We start from the raw sequence: 19,637 nt of genomic DNA, 5'->3' as shown, positions 1-19,637 counted from the left end.
AAAAAACGCGTATCCAACAAGGAGGAAGACAATGGCCAGCGTTCATAAGTTCGCGCTTGGAAGTATCGCCGCATTGGCGATTTCAGCCGTCGCGGCTCCGGCCCTCGCCCAGCAGGGCCTCGACGAGCCGTTCCAGAAGCCGTTCCGGGAAGCGCTTGCCGGCAAGACCGTCGCCTACGTGCCGGTCGCGATGAACTTCGACCTGACCGAAGGCTGGTACGCCGGCCTCAAGAAGGAGCTCGAGCCGTACGGCGTCAAGTTCGTGATCCGCGATCCCAACTGGAACACCAATGCCGGCGCGCAAGCCGTGACCTCGCTGATCTCGGAGAAGCCGGCGGTGATGGTGATCCACAATCCCGACGTGCAGACCTACGCCAAGCTGCTGCAGCGCGCCGAGAACGAGGGCATCTACGTCATCCAGATCAACATGGGCTCGGCCTATCGCAGTTCGGCTTTCGTCGGCGCCAACTGGATCGAGATCGGCGAGCGGCAGACCGAAGGCGTGGTGAAGGCCTGCCAGGGCAAGTCGAACAAGATCGCCATCATCCAGGGCGCGCTCTCGGCGGCGGCCAGTGCCTACACGCTCAAGGGCGTCGAGAACGTCCTCGCCAAGCATCCCGAAATCAAGGTCGTCTCCAGCCAGGCCGCGGATTGGGATGCCGCCAAGGCCAAGGCGATCACCCAGACGGTGCTGAAGCAGAACCCGGATCTCTGCGGCATCGTCGGCTTCTGGGACGGCATGGACATCGGCACCGCCGCCGCGATCAAGGAAGCCGGCCTGACCGGCAAGGTGTTCCTGGCGACGTCGGGCGGCGGCGAGCGCAAGGGCGCCTGCGAGCTCGTCAAGAACGGTTCGTTCGATCTCGACATGAGCTACGACGTGCCGACGCAGGCAGCCCAGATGGCCGGCACCATCAAATGGCTGCTGTCGTCGGGCGTCAAGGCGGGCTCGGTCAAGGGTTCGGAATACACCACGCTGATTCCGATCACCAGGGAGAACGCCGACAACCAGATGACCTGCTGGAATCTCTCCGATCTCAAGAAGTGATCGCACACTGAAGCTGCGCGTTCCGCACCTTCGGGTCGCGGAACGCGCAACCTTGCTCATGGAATCAGCGGAAGGCAGATGCGCGAGACACTGACGAGGCTCCGATACCGCTACTGGCCGGACCATCTCCTCGGCGAGATCCTGTCCAAACGATGGACCGAAACCGCCATCCCGGTGATCCTGCTGCTGATCATCGGCTTCGCACTCAGCCGCTCGCTCGAGCACTTCCTGTCGCCTGCGAGCCTCGCCGACACCGCGCGGCAGGCCGGCGAGATCGGCTTCATCGGCCTCGGCATGGCGCTGGTCGTCATCGTCGGCGGCATCGATCTCTCGGTCGGGTCGATCTTCGCACTGACGGATTTCTGCGCGCTCTATCTGCTCGACGTGCTCAACTGGCCGGTCCCCGCAGTGGTGGTGGTCACCATGATCGTCGGCGGGCTACTCGGCGCCGTGAACGGCGTGCTGATCGGATATCTCAGGCTGCGCGCCTTCATCACCACGCTGATCACACTGATCATCTACCGCTCGGCCTATGATCTCCTGATCCAGCGCTATTCCAACGCGATCGCGTCGGCCTTCCCGGACATTCCCTCCTGGGATTTCATCGGCGGCGGCAGCGTGTTCGGAATCCCCAGCGTCGCGCTGGTCTACATCGTGATCGCGATCTTCGGTCACGTCTTCCTGACGCGGTTGCGGCCGGGCTGGCACATCACCGCGATCGGCGGCTCGCGGCGCTCGGCCTACAATTCCGGCATTCCGGTCCGTCGCACCATCGCGCTCTGCTATGTCGCGAGCGGCGTGCTGACCAGCATCGGCGCGCTGTTCTTCGCCGCACGGCTCGGCACGGTCGGCGGCGATATCGGCGTCGGCCTGGAGGTGATCGTGCTGACCGCGACCGTGCTCGGCGGCATCACGCTCGGCGGCGGCAAGGGCTCGGTGGTCAAGTCCATGGTCGGCGTGCTGATCGTACTCCTCGTCACCAACGGGCTGACCGCCATGAACGCGCGCGGCGGCGTCAACCGCATGGCGCTGGCGAGCATCCTGCTGGCGGCGGCGATGGTCGACATCCGCTGGCAGAAGAACCGCACCCGCATCATCAGCAAGGTCTATGTCGCCCCGACCTATCACGCGCTACCGCCTCCGCCGCCGACCGAGATCGGCAGCGGCGGGCCGTTCGAGCAGAACGACAAGCTGCGCGACGTCTCGCTGATCGGGCTCGGCCGGATCGAGGCGCCCGAGGACGTCATCCTCGACCGCAACGACGTGCTCTATGCCGGATCCCGTCACGGCGACATCATCCGATTCTTCCCACCCGATTACGAACGGATGGAGGTGTTCGCCCATATCGGCGGCCAGCCGCTCGGCATGGCGTTCGACAAGCAGGACAATCTCTACGTCTGCATCGGCGGCATGGGGCTGTATCGCATCACGCCCGACGGCACCGTGGAGAAAGCCACGGACGAGACCAACCGCAGCCTCTATTCCGTGAACGACGACAGCCGCCTGCGGCTCGCCGACGATCTCGACATCACTGACGACGGCCTGATCTTCTTCTCCGAGGCCACCGTGCGCTACGAGATGGACGAGTGGCCGGTCGACGGGCTGGAGGCGCGCGGCAATGGCCGCATCATCTGCTACGACACCAAGACCGGTACCACCCATACCGCGCTGCGCGGCCTCAAATTCCCAAATGGCGTCGCGGTCGCCAGTGACGGGCAATCAATCCTTTTCGCGGAGACGTTCGGCTGCTCGATCAAGCGCTACTGGTTCGCCGGCCCGAAGAAGGGTGACGTCGAGATCGTCATGGACAATCTGCCGGGCTATCCTGACAACATCAACCTCGCCTCGGACGGCAATTACTGGCTGGCGCTGGTCGGCATGCGCAGCCCGTCGCTGGATCTCGCCTGGAAGATGCCGGGCTTCCGCCGGCGCATGGCCAAGCGGGTGCCGGTCGACGAATGGCTGTTCCCGAACATCAACACCGGCTGCGTCGTCAAGTTCAACGAGAAGGGCAAGATCCTGGAATCGTTCTGGGACCTCAAGGGGCTCAACCATCCCATGATCACATCGATGCGCGAGCATCGCGGCTATCTCTATCTCGGCGGCATCGCCAACAACCGGATCGGCCGCTTCAAGCTCGACAATGCCGATCCCGACTTCGTGCAGTACGACAAGCGCTGGGGGAAGCCGTCGTGATCGCCGCCATCAGCGAATTCGCCAACCGTTTTCTCGGCCGGGGCGAGGCAGCCATCACCGTCCCATCGTTCGACGGGGCATTGAAGCCGAACCAGGCGCTCGAGCAGGCGGAGATCCTGCTCGCATGCGACGCGCCGGAGGATCTCGCCGCGGACGGCAGTTCGCTGCTCATTGCCGACGGCGCCCGGCTGACACGCTTGACCGGACGTTCGACAACGACGGTTCGAACCTTCGAGCGGCCGATCTCCGCGCTGGCGTCCTTGCCCAATGGAGGCCTCGCCGTCGCGCTTGGCGGCACCGAGGTCCGACTCTACGACAACGCCGCGGTCGAGGCGCCCAGGGCCGCCTTCACGCAAGGGCTGCACGCCGTCAATGCGCTGGCTCCCGCGAGCGACGGGACGTTGATCGCAACCGACGGATCGTCGTTGCACGATGCCGGCGACTGGGCCCGCGATCTGATGGAGCTCGGCAAGACCGGCCGGGTACTGCGGCTCGATCCCAAGTCGGGCGCGATCACGCAGCTTGCCGGCGGATTGGGCTACGCGTTCGGCGCCATCGCGAGCGACGGCAACGTGCTCGTCAGCGAAAGCTGGCGGCATCGTCTGGTTTCGATCGCGCCGGATGGGAGCCGCAAGGATCTGCTCCGTCACCTCCCCGTCTATCCGTCGCGGCTTTCGCCGGCGCGCGGCGGCGGCTTCTGGCTCACCGCCTTCACCGCACGCACCCAACTGGTCGAGTTCGTGCTGCGCGAGCCGGCCTATCGCCGCCGCATGATCGCCGAGATCGCCCCGGAATTCTGGGTCGCGCCGCGCCTGCGCTCCGGCAATTCCTTCAAGGAGCCGCTGCAGGGCGCCCACATCAAGACCATGGGCGTGATGAAGCCCTGGGCGCCGCCGCGGTCATACGGTCTCGTCATCCGGCTCGGAGCCGACGGCCTGCCGCGCTATTCGCTCCACAGCCGGGCCGATGGCGTCAACCACGGCATCGTCGCCGCCGTCGAAGTCGGCGACCACCTCGTCATGATCGCAAAGGGCCCCGGCCGCGTCATCAGGCTGCCGCTGGCATCCCTCGGCGAGGAGGCCCGCGCATGAACGACCTCGTCCTGTCGCTGTCGAAGGCGACCAAGCTCTACGCCGGCGTGCCCGCGATCGAAGGCGTCGATTTCGACCTGCGGCGCGGCGAAATCCACGCCCTGGTCGGCGAAAACGGCGCGGGAAAATCGACGCTGACCAAGGTCATGGCCGGCGTCGTGACGCTGACCTCCGGTGCCATGACGGTCGACGGGGCCGACGTTACTCTGAAGACCCCGCTGGAGGCGCGCAACCTTGGCATTGCCATGGTGTTCCAGGAGAACAGCCTGGTGCCGACGATGACGGTGGCGCAGAACCTGTTTCTCGGTCAGGAGAAATTCTACAACCGCCTGCGCGGCATCTACATCGCGGCCCAGCAATTCCTGCAATCGCTCAACTTCGACGTGACGCCCACCGCGACGGTCGGCGGCCTCGGCGCCGCCAAGAAGCAGATGGTCGAGATCGCCCGCGCCGTCCTGCACAAGGCCAAGGTCATCATCTTCGACGAGCCGACGGCAACGCTGACGCCGGAGGAGAAGAAATACTTCTTCGACCTCGTCAAGGACCTGAAGAAGCGCGGGGTCTCCATCATCTTCATCTCGCACGCCCTCGAAGAGGCGTTGTTGCTTGCCGACCGCATCACCGTGCTGCGCGACGGCAGGCATGTCGTGACCGACGATGCTTCCCGCTTCGACCGGGCGCGCATCGTCCAGGCGATGGTGGGGCGGGACCTCTCCAACACGCTCTACGGCGCGCGCAAGGCGCAGGTGCGCACCTCGGGCAAGCGGGTGCTGACGGTGCAGAACCTGAAGATGGCGCCGATGGTGAAGAACAATTCGCTGTCGGTGTTCGCGGGCCAGATCACCGGTGTCTTCGGTCTCGTCGGCGCCGGGCGTACCGAGACGTTCAAGATCGTCGCAGGCGTCATGAAGCGCGACTTCTTCCACGGCGGCGAGGTGATCCTCGGCGACAAGCCGGTCCGCTACCGCGTGCCCGCGCCGGCGGTGCAGGCCGGCATCGCCTACGTCACCGAAGATCGTAAAGTCGAAGGGTTCTTCGAGACCGCGTCCATTGCGCGCAATATCTATCTCGGCCTGCTCGCCAAGTTTCCGAAAGGACGCGCCTGGCTGTCACGACGTGAGAGCACGGCGACCGGAAAGTCCTGGATCGAGCGGCTCAAGGTGCGTGCCATCGGCGACGAGGCCAAGGTCGTCGAATTGTCCGGCGGCAACCAGCAGAAGGTCGTGATCGCCAAATCGCTGGTCCAGGATCCGGAGCTGATCATCTTCGACGAGCCGACGCGAGGCGTCGACGTCGGAGCCATCGTCGAGATTCACGAGTTGATCAATTCGCTGGCCGACAAGGGCAAGGCGGTGGTGGTGATCTCCTCCTATTTGCCCGAGATCATGGCGCTGTCGGACCGCATCCTGGTGTGCAGGCAAGGCAAGGTGGTCGAGGAGTTTTCCGCGCTGGAGGCGACGGAGGAAGCCATCATGTACGCGGCGATCCACTGACGGCCGCCCGCCCGCCACTTCGCGGCACAGTCGACGCAGACAGATCAGGCGGAACGGGGCAGCACGAACTCCCGGTCTCGCTCGTTCAACAGCTTGCCGGTGGTGCTGTTGGCGAAGTGCAGCGACATGCAGGCCGGGCACCTCACGGGCACATAGCTGTCCGCCGGCTCGCAATTCTCGGGCCGCTCGTCATCGATCCGATGCTGGACGTTCATGCCGGTGCTGGGGCACCTGAATAGGATCTGGCGCTGCATGCTTCTCTCATGCACCGGAACCGCGGCGGGCGAAATTGCGGACGATCCCTTAAGGGCCTTTCCTATGTTTGCGATGGGTCAATGCGAACGGCCCGCCTGCGCCTAGGGTCTGTGTGGCATCGGGTGCGATATCGCTCCGGTGCCGAACGAAGCGGAGCCCGGACTCCTAGGCACTCCGGGCGCCGCTTCGAAGACAGGGGCAACCGATCGCGGCCACCGCTCCGGAAGAGCGGCTTCTAGGCCTCGATGCTTCCCTGGAAACCGGGCGCCGATTGACGTTGCCTGACCGGCCCGACGCAGCCGCAGGGCACGAACACCGCCGCCGACAGTCCAACATCGGGACCGCCTCGATCAGGAGAGCAGCCATGATGTCCGTTAACCTCGATGACCTCTCCGCGGCGGTGCGCTACGCGCTCGAGACGACGCGCGCGACCACGGTCTGTCCTTTCCACGCCGAGGTGATCATCCGCGTGGGCGACGACGCTGCCGAGAGCCACGCTTACGAACGCGCCAAGCGAATGCTCAGGAGCGACGGCACGACCTTCGAGGCGAACGCTCTCAGGGAAGAGATCGGCCACCAACTCGCGTTCGCCGCGGACGGCCGATGCCCGAAATGCGACCGGACCGGTGCGAGCGGATAGGCGGCGGTCCCCTTCAATCCTCCAACCGGTACAACCGCCATCGCGCCGGCACGCCTTTGAGCTGATGCATGCCGTGGTCCCTGAACCGGATCTCCGACTGCGCCATCAGGTCCCTGACCGCACTCGAGACCAGGACCTCGCCGGCCCGCGCCTTGGCGGCGACGCGCGTGCCGATGTGAAACGCGAGACCGACCATCTCGCCCCCGCTCACACTGTATTCGCCGGCATGCAGGCCCACCCTGATCTCGAGTCCCAGCGTACGCACGGCCCTCTGGATCGCGGTCGCACAGCGGATGCCGGAAGCCGGCGCCTTGAATGTCGCCAGCACGCCGTCGCCGGTGGTCACCACTTCCTTGCCGCGCGTACTCTTCAGCTCCTTGCGCACCGCCGCGTAATAGTGGCCCATGACCTTGGTCCAACGCGCATCGCCGAGCTTCGCCGCCTTTGCGGTGGAGCCGACGATATCGACGATCAGGATGGTGGCGAGTGCCTGCTTGAGCTCCGCGCTCAGCTCGGCGGATCGGCGCCGGAGCGCGATCGGTCCGGCCAGCGGTTCGTAGCGATGGTTGCGGCGCCGGGCGATGGCGGCTTTGGCGTAGTCCTGCGCGCGCTGCGTCGTGCGGCAGCGAACTGTCTTCTCCTGCGGCAGTCGCGTCCAGTAGACCCTTCGCCCATCGCCGGCGCCCTGCACTTCCACGGCGCCCCACTTCAGGAAAACCGCTGAACCAACCCGCCGGACACACCACGCCTTCGACGTGTAGCCGGATACGTTGGACTGATGGACTCCAATGCGAAGGAATTTTGGCATGTCGCTGCGGGCAATCGAAGGACCTTGGGCTACCGGAGGCAAAGCGTAGTGGGCCACTGCCGCGTTGGCAATACGATCCGCAGCGAACCAAGCCGCGGAGCGGACGACGCGGCGCTTGACGCGTGCGCCGAGAACGGCAAATCTTGCGGCATGTTTGACGCGGCGCAGGCTGCCGGGACCGATCTTCGATACCCGCTCATTTGAAACCAATGCGATATGCAAAACCAATTTCGATATTGTCGTGAAGCCGCGCTGTTGTCCGCCGCACTCGCGGTTATCGCTGTGCCTGACATGGTGCATGCACAGTCGGGAAGCGCCGGCGGCAGCATCGGCAACGACGAGAAGTCGCTATCCGGCTCACGCGGGTCGCCTCCTGCGACCGAGCCTTCAAGGCCCGCACGCCGCGGCAAGCCAGCGAACGACGAACCGAGCCGCGCGCCGCAAAGAAGCGGCGGGAGTGGCAATTTTGACGGCGCATGGGTTCTGACCAGTGTCGGCGCAACCTGCGCCGGCTCCACCGACACGGTGGTCGTCACCAGCGGCAGAATGGTGGGGCAATACGGCACCGGTCGGGTCAGTCCGAATGGCGCAACCTACGGCACCGGAGCCGCCGGAAGCCTGACCTGGACCATGTCAGGGCGGTTTTCAGGCCGCAGCGGCTCCGGGACGTTCCGACGATCCGACGGATGCACCGGAACCTGGAGCGGATCAAAACAGTAGTTGCCGACGATCGACATCAGCGACCGACCGCGTCTGCGCTTCACCCGTGATACGCGAACAGCTCGATCGGATCGCTGAAGCCGCGCACTTCGTGCTTGCCGACGCGCTCCAGCTCGAACTTCCCCTCCACCAGCTCCGCGAAGTCGCGCGACAGCAGCACCGGCCGTCCCAGCTGCTTGGTGAGCGCCTCGAGACGCGAGGCCATGTTGACGGCAGGGCCGATCACGGTGAAGTCGAGCCGGGTGGTCGAGCCGATATTGCCGTACATAACGTCGCCGACATGGACACCGATGCCGTAGTTCAGCGGCGCCCGGCCGGTCGCGCTGTTGCGCACGTTCAAGGCGGCCATGGCCTGACGGGCTTCGGTCACGGCATGCAGCAGGTTCGCGCAGGCGTCAGGCGCCTGAAGCGGGAAGATGGCAAGCAGGCCATCGCCGATGAATTTCAGGATCTCGCCGCCGTGCCGCGCGATCGGCTCCGACATCGCATCGAAATAGTCGTTGAGCAGATCGATGACGTCGTCGCGCGGCCAATTGTCGGAGATCTTGGTGAAGTCCCTGAGGTCGCAGATCATGATCGCGGCGCGCACCGTCGTGCCGGTGCCGCGTCTGGTTGCACCGGCCAGGATGAGCTCGCCGGCGTGGGAGCCGACATAGGTCTCCAGCAGGGTTCGCGCCAGCCGGTTCTTGATGCGGATCTCACTGACCAGCGCCAGTACCGGCAGCATCTTCCGGAGCGCGGAGATATGCGCGGGATCGAAACCGCCGGACCGATCGGTGGCGAAAGTGACGACGTGCTGCTTGCCGAGCGTGTGGTATAGCGGCCAGGCGACATAGTCGGTCAGGCCGCTGACCCGCATCTCGTCGTAAAGGGCGTGCTTGCGGCCAAGCGAGGGATCTTGTTCCAGATTCTCTCGCAGCTCGGCGGCACCCTCAATGATCTCGCTGGCGGGACTTCCGATAAACTCGGACCGCTCGCGGACATCGTAATCCACCCGCGCGATCTCGGCCCCCAGCATACCGTCGGACCATATCATCCGGGCCCCGAGCCATTGCGGATGATTGATCTGGACGTGAAGCGTGGCCCGCTTGAGCGGAATGCCCGCCTGCTGCAGGCGGATGCACATCTGCGCGAAGATGCTGTCGATGAAGCGCTCATCGCGCGTGCCGTTGGTCAGCCAGTCGATGACGCTATCGGCTGGCGTTGGGGCGTGGTTGTCTTGCGCGTTCATATCGTGCCCCTCGAACTGTGGTCTGCCAGGGCAGATATCGTGCCCCGGCTCCGCCGCGTCAACCTGGCCAGTTGCATGGATTGTGCGCATCGGGTTGTCGGGGTTGTCGCTCCCTTAGCCGACGATCCGGATCGACCCCAGCACCACCATGCCCGAAACCAGCACGAGCTTCGATGCCTCGGGCAATTCGATCCTGAGCGTGCCGTTGCCGGGAATGGAAAAATCCTCACCATCGAGGCGGATGCGGCAATCGCCGTGTGGTGCGTAAACCAGATGTGTGCCGGCAGGCAACGGTCGATCGCCCGGCTCCTTGAGCGCTTCGAGTTCGATCTCCACCGCACCGCGCCGCGCCATGAGGTTGACGACCTCGACCGGCCCCGCCTCAAGCTCCGTGACGATCTCGAGCTCGCCGGTGAAGCGCACTGTCGTGAAAGGTTCACGCTCGTCGAATTCCTGCCCCGGGGCCTTGAGCACCAGCCCGCGCCCACCGACCACCATCTGCAAGCGGTCGATGCCCGGCATATGAGAGAAGGGACCGGGCGCGACGATCGGCGTACTCGCAAAGCGCCAGAGCAGGCTGCTCCAATCCTTCACCGCTGCGTCGGCGCGATGAGCGTCGGCGATATCGGTGAAGATGCCGCCGCCGTTCTTCCACGGCGAGCGGGTATAGTCTTCAGGTCTGAGCAACGTGGTTTTCATGTCTCTAGGTCGTCCGGAAACGATAAGGGCGGATGTCACTCGCCTATCATGCGCGTGACAAGTCGACTTTGCCAACCCGTTTGATCGAACGATCGCGTGAGCCGTGCCGCTATTTCGAAGTCAGTGCCGCCACGGCCTGCCAGGCGACATCGGGCGCGGCTTCAGCGAGCTCCAGGCAGCGCTCGCGCATCAACTCGGCGGGACGATCGTGGCAGCGGCGTTTCAGCACGGTCTCGAAGTCGGCGAGCGCATCGGCGAACCGCCGCGCGCGATAGCGGGCAAGGCCGCGCGCGTAGTCAGCGATCCAGCCGGCGGTCTCCCCATCGATGCCGCCCTCGCCCACGATCCCGATCAGCTCGTGGACGGAAAGTCCCTCTTCCCGTCCGTAGACCGCGATGCTGTCGACCTCGCGCGTGACGACGGCGCCGCGCGCCAGACGTTCGGTCGCCTCGCCGATCAGGATCTGCGTGCCATAGGATTTGTTGGCGCCTTCGAGCCGGCTGGCGACGTTCACGACATCGCCGATCACGGTGTAGTTCAGCCGCAGCTCCGAGCCGATATTGCCGACCAGCATGCGGCCGGAATTGACGCCGATCCGGATCTGGAGCGGCTGGCCGAGATCGTCGGCCAAACCGGACTCCTCGATCGCCCTGCGGCAGGCGAGCGCGGCACGGCAGCATCGCGCGGCGTGATCACCTTGCGGCTGCGGTGCACCCCAGAACGCCATCACGGCGTCGCCGATGAACTTGTCGATGGTGCCGCCATTGGCGACGATGATCTCCGAGGTGATGTCGAGGTAGCGCGACAGCAGCGGCACCACGCGATCGCCCAGCCGCTCGGACAGCCCGGTGAAGCCGGCAATGTCGATGAACATCACGCTGAGCTCCTGGACAGTGCCGCCGGGCCTCGCCTGGACGCCCTGGCGCAGCAGGTCGCGGACCAGATCGGCAGGGATGAATTTGCGGAAAGCGGAAAGTCCGGCGGCCATCTCGGCGATCGCACCGGACAGGCTCGCGATTTCCTTGAGCCGGGAGGGGTGGCGGCGGACCTGCTCCAGCGCGAAGGCTTCGACATGACGAAGTTCGCCGACGACGCGCGACAGCGGCGCAGCGATGACGGACCGCGCCAGCATCGCCGAGGCCAGCGCGGCAAGCACGGCGCCGATGGCGAGGCCGAAGATCAGGCGGTGCAATGTCGTCTCGACCGGCCCGAGAAATTCGGCCTCCGGGATCACGGTGGCGAGCAACCAGCCGGGAAACGGCAGCGGCGTCAGCGCAACCTCGTAGGCCGCGCCGCCCGACGTCAGCCGGCTGCGCCAGGCCCCCTTGCGGCCGGCCTCGCCCGCCTTGTCGAGCGCTGCGCGCGCGAGCGGCAGCAGCGTCGTGTCGCCGCGCGCCGGATGCAGCTCGTCGGCCTCCTTGTCCGGCGCCGCGACGAGCTCGCCACTGCCATCGACGATGAAAGCAGTCCCCGTGCGCCCGACCTCGAGCTGCGACAGGAATCGCGCGAGCCTCGTATATTCGATGATGACGGCCAGAACGCCTTGTCGCTCCTGATAGACGTCGATCGGCCCCACGAAGGCGATCGACGGCCGCTCGCCGGTCGCGTGGTTCGTTACCCTGAACCATTGCGGACCATCTGCGGTCAGCCCCGCCTTGAACCAGGACTGATCGGCGACGTGGAATCCGCTCGGCTCGAAACGGCGATTGGCGAATTCGATGTCGCCGGGCACCACGTCGTATTCGTCGACCCGCCGCTGGCCCGGATGATCGCTCAGCGAGATCTCCATCATCTCCAGGCGGCGGTCGCCGAGCTTGTGCGCGGCGAAAAAAGAGCCGTCGGGCCAGCCGAAGGCGACCCAGGAGATCGTCGCCTGCGACTGCAGTTGCGAGAGAAACACGAACTCCCGCTTGTCGGCCTCGCGGGTGTCGAGCACGTTCTGCAGGAACAGCGTGCGGATCGCGGTGTGCGCGGCGCGGGCCTCGTCGACGATGGCCGATACCTCCTTGCGCACCGCCGCCACGATCTGCTCGTTGATGGTCGCGGCGAGCTGCCGGCTGGTCGCCTCCGCCGTACGCCACCACAACAGGCTGGAGAGCGCGGCCGTCAGCAGGATCGTCGCCAGGACCAGCGTGGACACCGCCAGGCGAATGCTGACCGTCAGCCCAGCGATCGCATGAAGCCGTCGTTCGGGATCAACCTTCATCGCTGTCTTCGCCTGCCGGTCATGGAGCCACTGACATTGCTCTACGTCGCCGGCGCTCCCCCGTTACCTCTGGCAGGAAAGAGACGCACGCCGCCAATGCCCGGTGGCTACCGCTCGATAGGCCCTAGGCATTGGCCTCGAGGCGACGCTTGGCCGCAAATACCCGCCCAAGCGCACCGGCGGTGCGCCCGACCCCATCGGTCTCACGGATTCGTGAGCAGCTTGGCCGTAACGCCCGCTGCGCGCGCAGCGAAGGGGACCGTGCGCGCATCGCCTGCAGGCGATGCCATCTCGAACAGGAGAATCTCGATGTCTGCCAAACATGCCGTCACTTCGCTCGTCCTCGCCGGAGCGGTCTCGACCGCGCTCGCGACCCTCGCCGTCGCCGCCCCGCTGACCAAGGCCGAGGGCGAGGCCGCCATCGCCGCCAAGAAGGAGAAGTGCTTCGGCGTCGCGCTGAAGGGCCAGAACGACTGCGCGGCGGGACCGGGCACGACCTGCCAGGGCACCTCGACCGTCGATTTCCAGGGCAACGCCTGGAAGTTCGTGCAGGGCGGCACTTGCACCAGCATCGAGCTGCCGGGCGGCAAGAAGGGTTCGCTGAAACCGGTTTAACCGCCGGCGCGACCTCGCCAGCAAGCACGAACGGAGCAGCACGATGAGCACGGTGATCAAGCCGACCCGATCAGCAGCGATGCCGCTCCGCTTCTCGACGCCCATCGGCGGCGTTGCCGGGACCAGCTTCAAGCCCGAGCATCTGCCTGATATCCTCAAGGCAGGACCTCGGCGTGGCTTCTTCGAAGTCCACGCCGAGAACTACATGGGAGACGGAGGTCCACCGCATCGCGCGCTGGAAGCGATCCGCCGCGACCATCCGCTGTCGCTGCATGGCGTCTGCATGTCGATCGGCGGACCCCGGCCGCTCGACAAGGCGCATCTGGCCCGCTTCCGCGGCCTGGTCGCGCGCTACCAGCCGGCGCTGGTGTCCGAGCATCTGGCATGGTCGACCCATGAGACCAGCTTCTTCAACGATCTGTTGCCGCTGCCCTATACCGAAGCGACGCTGGCTTGCGTCTGCGACCACATCAACCAGGTGCAGGAGGCGATCCGCCGTCCGCTGCTGCTGGAGAACCCGTCGACCTATGTCGCCTTCCGCGAATCCGCGATGCGCGAGACCGAGTTCATCCGCGCCATTGCCGAGCGCACCGGCTGTGGACTGCTGCTCGACGTCAACAACGTGTTCGTGTCAGCCACCAATCACAGCTATTCGGCGCTCGACTATCTCTCCGATTTCCCGCTGTCGCGCGTCGAGGAAGTTCATCTTGCGGGCCATGCCGAGCAGGCCGACGACGAAGGCGAGCTGCTGTTGATCGACAGCCATGACGGTCCGGTCGCGGACGCCGTCTGGAAGCTCTACGAGATCGTCATCGGACGCCGCGGCGCGGTGCCGACGTTGATCGAATGGGACAGCAATATTCCGGACTGGCCGGTGCTGCAAGCCGAAGCCTTTGCCGCACAGGCGATCCTCGACCGTCATCTCTCCGTTGCGCCGGCTGGAGAGCGTCATGCTGCCTGACCCCGGTCTGTCATTTGCTGCTGCGTTCGCGCCGGCGCTGCTGGATCCGGCGCGCAGCACGCCGGCGATCGTGACCGGCCCTAACGGCAAGGCCGCCGGCCGGCGCTACGACGTCTACCGCAACAACGTCACCGTCAGCCTGATCGACGCGCTGGCCGCCGTCTATCCGGCCGTGCAGCGCATCACCGGCGTCGATTTCTTCCGCGCCATGGCGCGCTTCCATGTTCGCGGCAATCCACCGACCTCGCCGCTGCTGTTCGAGTACGGCCGCGACTTTCCGCAGTTCATCCAAGCCTATGAGCATGCGCAAGAGGTGCCCTGGCTCGCCGACGTCGCGCGCATCGAACGGGCCTGGCTCGACTGCTACCATGCCGCCGACGCCGCCCCGCTGTCGGCGGAGCAGCTGTCGGCGGTGACGCCCGATCGGTTGGCCGATCTGGTGTTCGTTGCGCATCCCGCCGCGCGATGCCTGCGGTCACCATACGCGGCCGTGACGATCTTTGCGGCCCACCGCGACGGTGCGTCGCTTCCGCACATCGATGCCTCGACGCCTGAGGATGCCCTGATCACCCGGCCCGATTTCGACGTCGCCGTGCGCCGCCTTCCGCCAGGCGGGGCGGTCTTCGCAAATCACCTGATCTCGGGACGGCCGCTCGGCAAGGCGGCGGCGGCGGCGCTGGACGCCGCGCCCGAATTCGACATCGCCGCCAACATCGCCGGACTGATCGAAGCCGGCGCCTTCATCTCGCTCGCTTGCGGAGACCCATCATGATCACGGACCAACGCATGACCGCCGGCAAAGGCCTGCCCTCGCCCTGGTTGCTCGTCGACAAGGCCAATCGACTGGCGCAGGTTCTCGCCACGCCTTCGCTCGTCCAGCTCGTATTGCGCCTCGCCTTGGCAGTACCGTTCTGGCGCTCGGGCATGCTCAAATGGGCCGGCTTCCTCAGGCTCAACGACACCGCGGTGACGCTGTTCAGCGACGAATTCATGCTGCATTTGCCGGGCGGCCCCTATCACTTCCCGGCGCCGACGGTGATGGCGTTCCTCTCAGGCTGCGGCGAGATCGTGTTTCCGGTCCTGCTGGTGCTGGGCCTCGGTACACGCTTCGCAGCGCTCGGACTCCTGTTCATGACGATCATCGTCGAACTCACGGTGCCCGACGGCTGGCCGATCCACCTCACCTGGGCCGCGATGGCGCTCGGCATCATGGCTTATGGACCGGGCAACATCTCGCTCGACCACCTCGTCTGTCGCGCGCGATCACACGAGCGATAGAAATTCGGCTTTTACCCACACAAACCGCCGTCAGCCCCTCACATTCCACTCAACCCGCTATCGACCGCGAGCGTCTGCGCGGTAACGTAGACGCTTTCGTCGGACAGGAAGAACAGCACGGCATAGGCGATCTCCCAGGCCGTGGCCTGGCGACCGAACGGGACGTGGCCCTTGCCGCGGTTGGGGCGGCCGGCGCCCGCTTCGCGGCCGTTCGGGGTGTCGACGAGGCCGGGATAGACGAGATTGGCGCGAATGCCGCGGCGCGAGCCGAGATGGGCGATGTTGCGCATCAGACCGCCAAGCGCGGCTTTCGATGAATCGTATACCGCCATCTGCGATCCCGCTTTCAGCGCGGCGATCGAGGAGATGAAAACGATGGCGCCGCCATTGTCGAATTTCGGCAGCGCGGCGCGGCAGCACAGCATGGGCCCGCGGACATTGACGTCGTAGATCCTGTTCCATTCCTCCGGACTGACGTTGTCGAGCCCGGTCTTGCCGAACGTGCCGATGTTCAGCACCATGCCGTCGAGGCCGCCCATGGCGCGATGCGCCTGCTCGATCATGCGTTGCACGTCTGTCTCCGACTTGACATCGGCCGCGATGGCAAAAGCCTCGCCGCCTTCTTTGGTGATGTGCTTGGCGGTCTGCTGCGCGGAGGTGTGGTTGATATCCGCAACCGCGACTTTCGCCCCCTCGCGCGCGCACAGAATGCTCATGGCGCGGCCGTTGCCGATCGGATCCGTTTCGGCATCGAACACGCGCTGGCCGCCGCCGACGATGAGGATGCGACGGCCCGTCAGGCGACTCCTGCCCGGCGCCTCACCGAGCGATTCCGCGCTGGGCGGACGAACATAGCGTTCCGGCTTGCTCTCGGCTTCCGCCATCTCAACCAACCGGCTTCTTGCCGCCGTCATAGACCGTCATCCCGGCGGCGGGATCGAGATCGGTTTCGGTCGCCTCGGTCAGGCGTGCCATCATCATGTAGAAGCCGAGCGCGACGATCGATTCCACGATCTCCTGGTCGCTGAAATGCGCGCGAGCGGCGGCGAAGGTCGCCTCGGGCACGCGGACGTTCTCGACCACCTCGCGCCCGAAGTTCAGCAGCGCGCGCTCGGCCTCGTTCAGAGCGGCGGCGTCGTACTCGCCGCGCTCGACCGCGTCGACCTGTCCTTGCGTGCAGCCGACGCCGAGTGCGATCGGCACGTGCTGGCGCCATTCATAGGCACCGCCCTCCAACTGGGCGGCCTGCAGGATCAGCAGCTCGCGGTTGACCGCCGAGAGCTTCTGCTTGTGCAGGATCGAATTGCCGAGCCGCATCGCCGGGATCATGTTGGCCTCGGCATGGGCCATCATGCGGAAGATGTTGAGCTTGACCGGCATGCGGTCGAACGAGGCGCGGATGTCGCCGCTCGTCGTCTCCGGATCAATCAGGGGCAGCCTTGCCACGCGTTTCTCCCTTGGGCTTTCGTTTCTTATTGTCGGTATCCTCGCCTGCCGCGATCAGCGACAGGAAGAAGGCGAGATAACGCTCGATGGCTTCGATCACCTTCGGCCGCGGCGAAGGTGCTGCGCCCATCACGTAATGCTCGAGGCGGATGTAGATCAGACCTGCCGCGAAGAGCCGCGCGGTCTCGCGCGGATCCGGGGTCTTGACCAGGCCGGCGAGCACAAAGCCGCGGAAATAATCCGTCATCATGCTCTGCTCGCGCGCGTAAAAATGATCGGCGAACTTGGCGCGGATGCCGGGCACGCGGTTACGCTCCGCCGTGATCACCTTCTGGAACTGATGCTCACGCGGGTCGGACCATTGCTCGACGAGGTCGAGCGCGAACTGGCGGCAGAACGCCGCGGGCTGGCGCGCGAGCTGCTTGTAGCGCGGCTCTTCCAAGCGGCTCGCCGAACTCGCCGGGCCGTGCTCGCTGACGATCGCTTCCAGGATCGCGGCCTTGCCGGCGAAGTGGTTGTAGAGGCTGCTCTCGCGGATGCCGACGCGGCGCGCCAGCTCGCGCATCGAGGCGCCGCCATAGCCACTCTGCGCGAACAGATCGAGCGCCTCGGTGAGGATGCGCTCGCGGGTCGTGGGCGCAGCCGGTTCCGCCGCGCTGGAGGTATGAAGAGCCATGACGACTTGACTAACGAACGATCGTTCGCTAGTCAACCGTACGAACGATCGTTCGTTTGCCAGTGTGGCAAGGGCGGTCGCGGCCCGCAAGCCCGCTCGCGGGCGATGTTCTCGCGTTTCAACTCCGCTCCTCGAGAGGCGGAGGGCAATTTTTGGGGAGATGACGTCATGGCGCGTTTTGCCATCCTTCGTGCGGCCTGCATCCTGTTGCCGCTGCTCGCAAACAGCGCCGCCTCTGCCCAAAGCAAGTACGATCCCGGCGCCGACGACAAGACCATCAAGATCGGCACGACGGCGCCGCTGAGCGGCCCGGTCTCGGCCTTCGCGCAGATCGCGAAATCCGCGGAAGCCTATTTCCGGAAAGTGAACGACGACGGCGGCGTCAACGGCCGGCGCGTCCAGATGATCATCGCCGACGATGCCTACAGCCCGCCCAAGACGGTGGAGCAGACCCGGCGGCTGGTCGAGAGCGAGGACGTGCTGCTGATCTTCGGCGGCGTCGGCACGCCGACCAACAGTGCCGTGCACAAATATCTCAACGACCGCAAGGTGCCGCAGCTTTTCCTGGGTTCGGGCGCGGCGAAGTGGGACGATCCCAAGAATTTCCCATGGACCGTCGGCTGGCAGCCGACCTATCGCGACGAGGCCATCGCCTACGCAAAATACATCAAGGCGAGCCATGCCAATGCGAAGATCGGCGTGCTCTACCAGAACGACGACCTCGGCAAGGACTATCTGAAGGCGCTGGAAGAAGGCCTCGGCAGCGGCGAAGCGATCGTCGCACGCGCAGCCTATGAGACTTCGGCCCCGACAGTCGATACCCAGATCCTGCAGTTGAAGACCGCGGGCTCCGACGTGGTTCTGGTCGCGGCAACGCCGAAATTCGCGGCGCAGGCGATCCGCAAGATCGGCGAGATCGGGTGGAAGCCGACGACGATCATCTCCAACGTCTCGGCCTCGATCAGCGGCGTGCTGGAGCCGGCTGGCAAGGACAATTCCACCGGCGTCATCTCCAGCCAATATCTGAAGGACGCCACCGATCCCGCCAACAAGGATGACCCCGGCTACCGGGAATGGCTGGCCTTCATGGACAAGTACATGCCGGACGCCAACAAGAGCGACTGGCTCAACGTCTACGGCTACACCATCGCGCAGACGCTGGTGACGGTACTGAAGGCCTCCGGCAACGACCTCACCCGCGCCAATGTAATGAAGCAGGCCACGACCATGAAGGACGTGAAGCTGCCGATGCTGATCAACGGCACGGCGGTGAACAATTCGCCCGAGCACTTTACGCCGATGACGAGCCTTCAGCTGATCCGTTTCGACGGCACGCGCTGGGTGCCGTTCGGTGACCTCCTGAAAAACTAAGCCGATGCGGCAGGTGACGATCGGCAGCATGCGGGTCGATCTCGTCAGCGAGATCCCCGCGCTTGCCTTCGAGAAGAACTGGCTGTTCGCCAACGTCACCGACGCGGTGATTGTGGAGAATCGCAGCTGGCTCGACCACCGCTACATCGAGCCGGAGACCGGCCGCTTCATCCTCAGCCACCACTCCTATCTGGTGCGCACGCCGCGCTGGACCGCGATCGTCGACACCTGCTGCGGCAATCACAAGCCCCGCCCGCGAGTGCCGGCGTGGAACAACCTCGATCAGCCCTACCTGGAGAACTTGCAGGCGCTGGGCGTTGCGCCCGAACAGGTCGATTTCGTGATGTGCACGCATCTGCATGTCGATCACGTCGGCTGGAACACGCGCCTCCTCGACGGCCGCTGGGTGCCGACCTTCCCCAATGCGCGCTATCTGATGGGCCGCGAAGAATACCGGCACTTCGAGGCGGCGCACAATTCCGCGCCGAAGATTCCGGTGAACCACGGCTCGTTCGAGGATTCCGTGCTGCCGGTGGTGGCGGCGGGCCTTGCCGAATTCGTCGAGACCGATCATCGCCTGTTCAGCGATCGCGACGCGGCCTTGCGCTTTGCGCCGGCACCTGGGCACACCGCCGGCAACATGCAGATCCACCTCACCGGCGGGAACGATCGTGCGGTGCTGTCGGGCGACGTCATCCACCATCCGATCCAGTGCGCAGCACCTTGGCTCTCCAATGCCGCCGACGTCGATCCGGCCGCGGCGCTCGCAACGCGCATGGCGCTGCTGGAAGAACTCGCGGATACGCCGAGCTATCTGCTCACCGGCCATTTTCCGGCACCGACCGCAGGCCGCGTTATCAGGCACGGCGATGCCTTCAGGTTTCGTTTCGAAGATTAGGGACT

19 protein-coding genes are annotated in these 19,637 nt (G+C 65.4%); 11 read left to right on the top strand and 8 right to left on the bottom strand.

The features are described from left to right. Nucleotides 1-31 precede the first annotated feature (31 nt). From IVB24_RS11640 to IVB24_RS11625, 4 genes are all read left to right on the top strand, one after another. On the top strand, nt 32-1,048 hold the full coding sequence (locus IVB24_RS11640) for a sugar ABC transporter substrate-binding protein (protein ID WP_247772923.1): 1,017 nt from the start codon (nt 32-34) through the stop codon (nt 1,046-1,048). Nucleotides 1,049-1,126: 78 nt separating this feature from the next. Then, on the top strand, nt 1,127-3,244 hold the full coding sequence (locus IVB24_RS11635; RefSeq protein ID WP_247772922.1) for an SMP-30/gluconolactonase/LRE family protein: 2,118 nt from the start codon (nt 1,127-1,129) through the stop codon (nt 3,242-3,244). Next, entirely contained in the window at nt 3,241-4,335 is a 1,095-nt protein-coding gene (locus IVB24_RS11630) for a hypothetical protein (protein WP_247772921.1), read from the top strand. The genes IVB24_RS11635 and IVB24_RS11630 overlap by 4 nt, the downstream gene beginning before the upstream one ends. After that, entirely contained in the window at nt 4,332-5,828 is a 1,497-nt protein-coding gene (locus IVB24_RS11625; protein WP_247772920.1) for a sugar ABC transporter ATP-binding protein, read from the top strand. Before IVB24_RS11630 ends, IVB24_RS11625 begins: the two co-directional genes overlap by 4 nt. A gap of 44 nt (nt 5,829-5,872) precedes the next feature. On the opposite strand, the gene IVB24_RS11620 is transcribed toward IVB24_RS11625, so the two are convergent. Beyond that, nucleotides 5,873-6,082, bottom strand: a complete 210-nt coding sequence (locus tag IVB24_RS11620) for a hypothetical protein (RefSeq protein ID WP_247772919.1) — start codon at nt 6,080-6,082, stop codon at nt 5,873-5,875. A gap of 365 nt (nt 6,083-6,447) precedes the next feature. Between IVB24_RS11620 and IVB24_RS11615 the strand changes: the two genes are divergently transcribed. After that, on the top strand, nt 6,448-6,723 hold the full coding sequence (locus tag IVB24_RS11615) for a hypothetical protein (RefSeq protein ID WP_140477422.1): 276 nt from the start codon (nt 6,448-6,450) through the stop codon (nt 6,721-6,723). Nucleotides 6,724-6,736: 13 nt separating this feature from the next. Here the strand turns inward: IVB24_RS11615 and IVB24_RS11610 are convergent, their stop codons facing one another. The 4 genes from IVB24_RS11610 to IVB24_RS11590 all read right to left on the bottom strand — a co-directional run bounded on the left by IVB24_RS11610 (nt 6,737) and on the right by IVB24_RS11590 (nt 12,387). Then, complete coding sequence (locus IVB24_RS11610) at nt 6,737-7,531, bottom strand: adenylate/guanylate cyclase domain-containing protein (protein ID WP_247772918.1); 795 nt, start codon at nt 7,529-7,531, stop codon at nt 6,737-6,739. Nucleotides 7,532-8,291: 760 nt separating this feature from the next. Beyond that, a complete protein-coding gene (locus IVB24_RS11600; protein ID WP_247772916.1) occupies nt 8,292-9,482 on the bottom strand; it encodes an adenylate/guanylate cyclase domain-containing protein in 1,191 nt (396 codons plus the stop codon). 114 nt (nt 9,483-9,596) lie between these two features. Continuing rightward, nucleotides 9,597-10,181 carry a HutD family protein gene (locus tag IVB24_RS11595; protein WP_247772915.1) on the bottom strand — a complete coding sequence of 195 codons (585 nt, stop codon included), beginning with the start codon at nt 10,179-10,181 and terminating at the stop codon, nt 9,597-9,599. Nucleotides 10,182-10,290: 109 nt separating this feature from the next. Beyond that, nucleotides 10,291-12,387 (bottom strand): adenylate/guanylate cyclase domain-containing protein, encoded by a 2,097-nt coding sequence (locus IVB24_RS11590; protein ID WP_247772914.1) that lies wholly within the window; start codon nt 12,385-12,387, stop codon nt 10,291-10,293. Nucleotides 12,388-12,696: 309 nt separating this feature from the next. Here IVB24_RS11590 and IVB24_RS11585 point away from each other — a divergent pair, with 309 nt between their 5' ends. Genes IVB24_RS11585 through IVB24_RS11570 form a run of 4 tightly spaced genes read left to right on the top strand, consistent with a single transcriptional unit; the run spans nt 12,697 to nt 15,241 of the window. After that, the gene (locus IVB24_RS11585) at nt 12,697-13,002 is read left to right on the top strand and encodes a DUF2282 domain-containing protein (RefSeq protein ID WP_247772913.1); all 306 of its coding nucleotides are present in this window, start codon (nt 12,697-12,699) and stop codon (nt 13,000-13,002) included. 43 nt (nt 13,003-13,045) lie between these two features. Beyond that, the gene (locus IVB24_RS11580; protein ID WP_247772912.1) at nt 13,046-13,963 is read left to right on the top strand and encodes a DUF692 domain-containing protein; all 918 of its coding nucleotides are present in this window, start codon (nt 13,046-13,048) and stop codon (nt 13,961-13,963) included. Next, complete coding sequence (locus IVB24_RS11575) at nt 13,953-14,735, top strand: DNA-binding domain-containing protein (RefSeq protein ID WP_247772911.1); 783 nt, start codon at nt 13,953-13,955, stop codon at nt 14,733-14,735. Before IVB24_RS11580 ends, IVB24_RS11575 begins: the two co-directional genes overlap by 11 nt. Continuing rightward, complete coding sequence (locus IVB24_RS11570; protein ID WP_247772910.1) at nt 14,732-15,241, top strand: DoxX family protein; 510 nt, start codon at nt 14,732-14,734, stop codon at nt 15,239-15,241. Before IVB24_RS11575 ends, IVB24_RS11570 begins: the two co-directional genes overlap by 4 nt. Before the next feature lie 38 nt (nt 15,242-15,279). On the opposite strand, the gene IVB24_RS11565 is transcribed toward IVB24_RS11570, so the two are convergent. Genes IVB24_RS11565 through IVB24_RS11555 form a run of 3 tightly spaced genes read right to left on the bottom strand, consistent with a single transcriptional unit; the run spans nt 15,280 to nt 17,363 of the window. Next, the gene (locus IVB24_RS11565; RefSeq protein WP_247774073.1) at nt 15,280-16,125 is read right to left on the bottom strand and encodes an SDR family oxidoreductase; all 846 of its coding nucleotides are present in this window, start codon (nt 16,123-16,125) and stop codon (nt 15,280-15,282) included. Nucleotide 16,126: 1 nt separating this feature from the next. Then, complete coding sequence (locus IVB24_RS11560; RefSeq protein WP_166466947.1) at nt 16,127-16,687, bottom strand: carboxymuconolactone decarboxylase family protein; 561 nt, start codon at nt 16,685-16,687, stop codon at nt 16,127-16,129. Beyond that, a complete protein-coding gene (locus tag IVB24_RS11555) occupies nt 16,665-17,363 on the bottom strand; it encodes a TetR/AcrR family transcriptional regulator (protein ID WP_247772909.1) in 699 nt (232 codons plus the stop codon). The genes IVB24_RS11560 and IVB24_RS11555 overlap by 23 nt, the downstream gene beginning before the upstream one ends. A gap of 168 nt (nt 17,364-17,531) precedes the next feature. Between IVB24_RS11555 and IVB24_RS11550 the strand changes: the two genes are divergently transcribed. Then, a complete protein-coding gene (locus tag IVB24_RS11550) occupies nt 17,532-18,734 on the top strand; it encodes an ABC transporter substrate-binding protein (RefSeq protein WP_247772908.1) in 1,203 nt (400 codons plus the stop codon). A gap of 4 nt (nt 18,735-18,738) precedes the next feature. Further along, a complete protein-coding gene (locus IVB24_RS11545; protein ID WP_247772907.1) occupies nt 18,739-19,632 on the top strand; it encodes an MBL fold metallo-hydrolase in 894 nt (297 codons plus the stop codon). The last annotated feature ends 5 nt before the right edge of the window (nt 19,633-19,637 follow it).

The sequence above is a fragment of the Bradyrhizobium sp. 192 genome (assembly GCF_023100965.1).
GTDB lineage: Bacteria > Pseudomonadota > Alphaproteobacteria > Rhizobiales > Xanthobacteraceae > Bradyrhizobium > Bradyrhizobium symbiodeficiens.
This window is presented reverse-complemented; position numbering and strand designations above follow the sequence as displayed.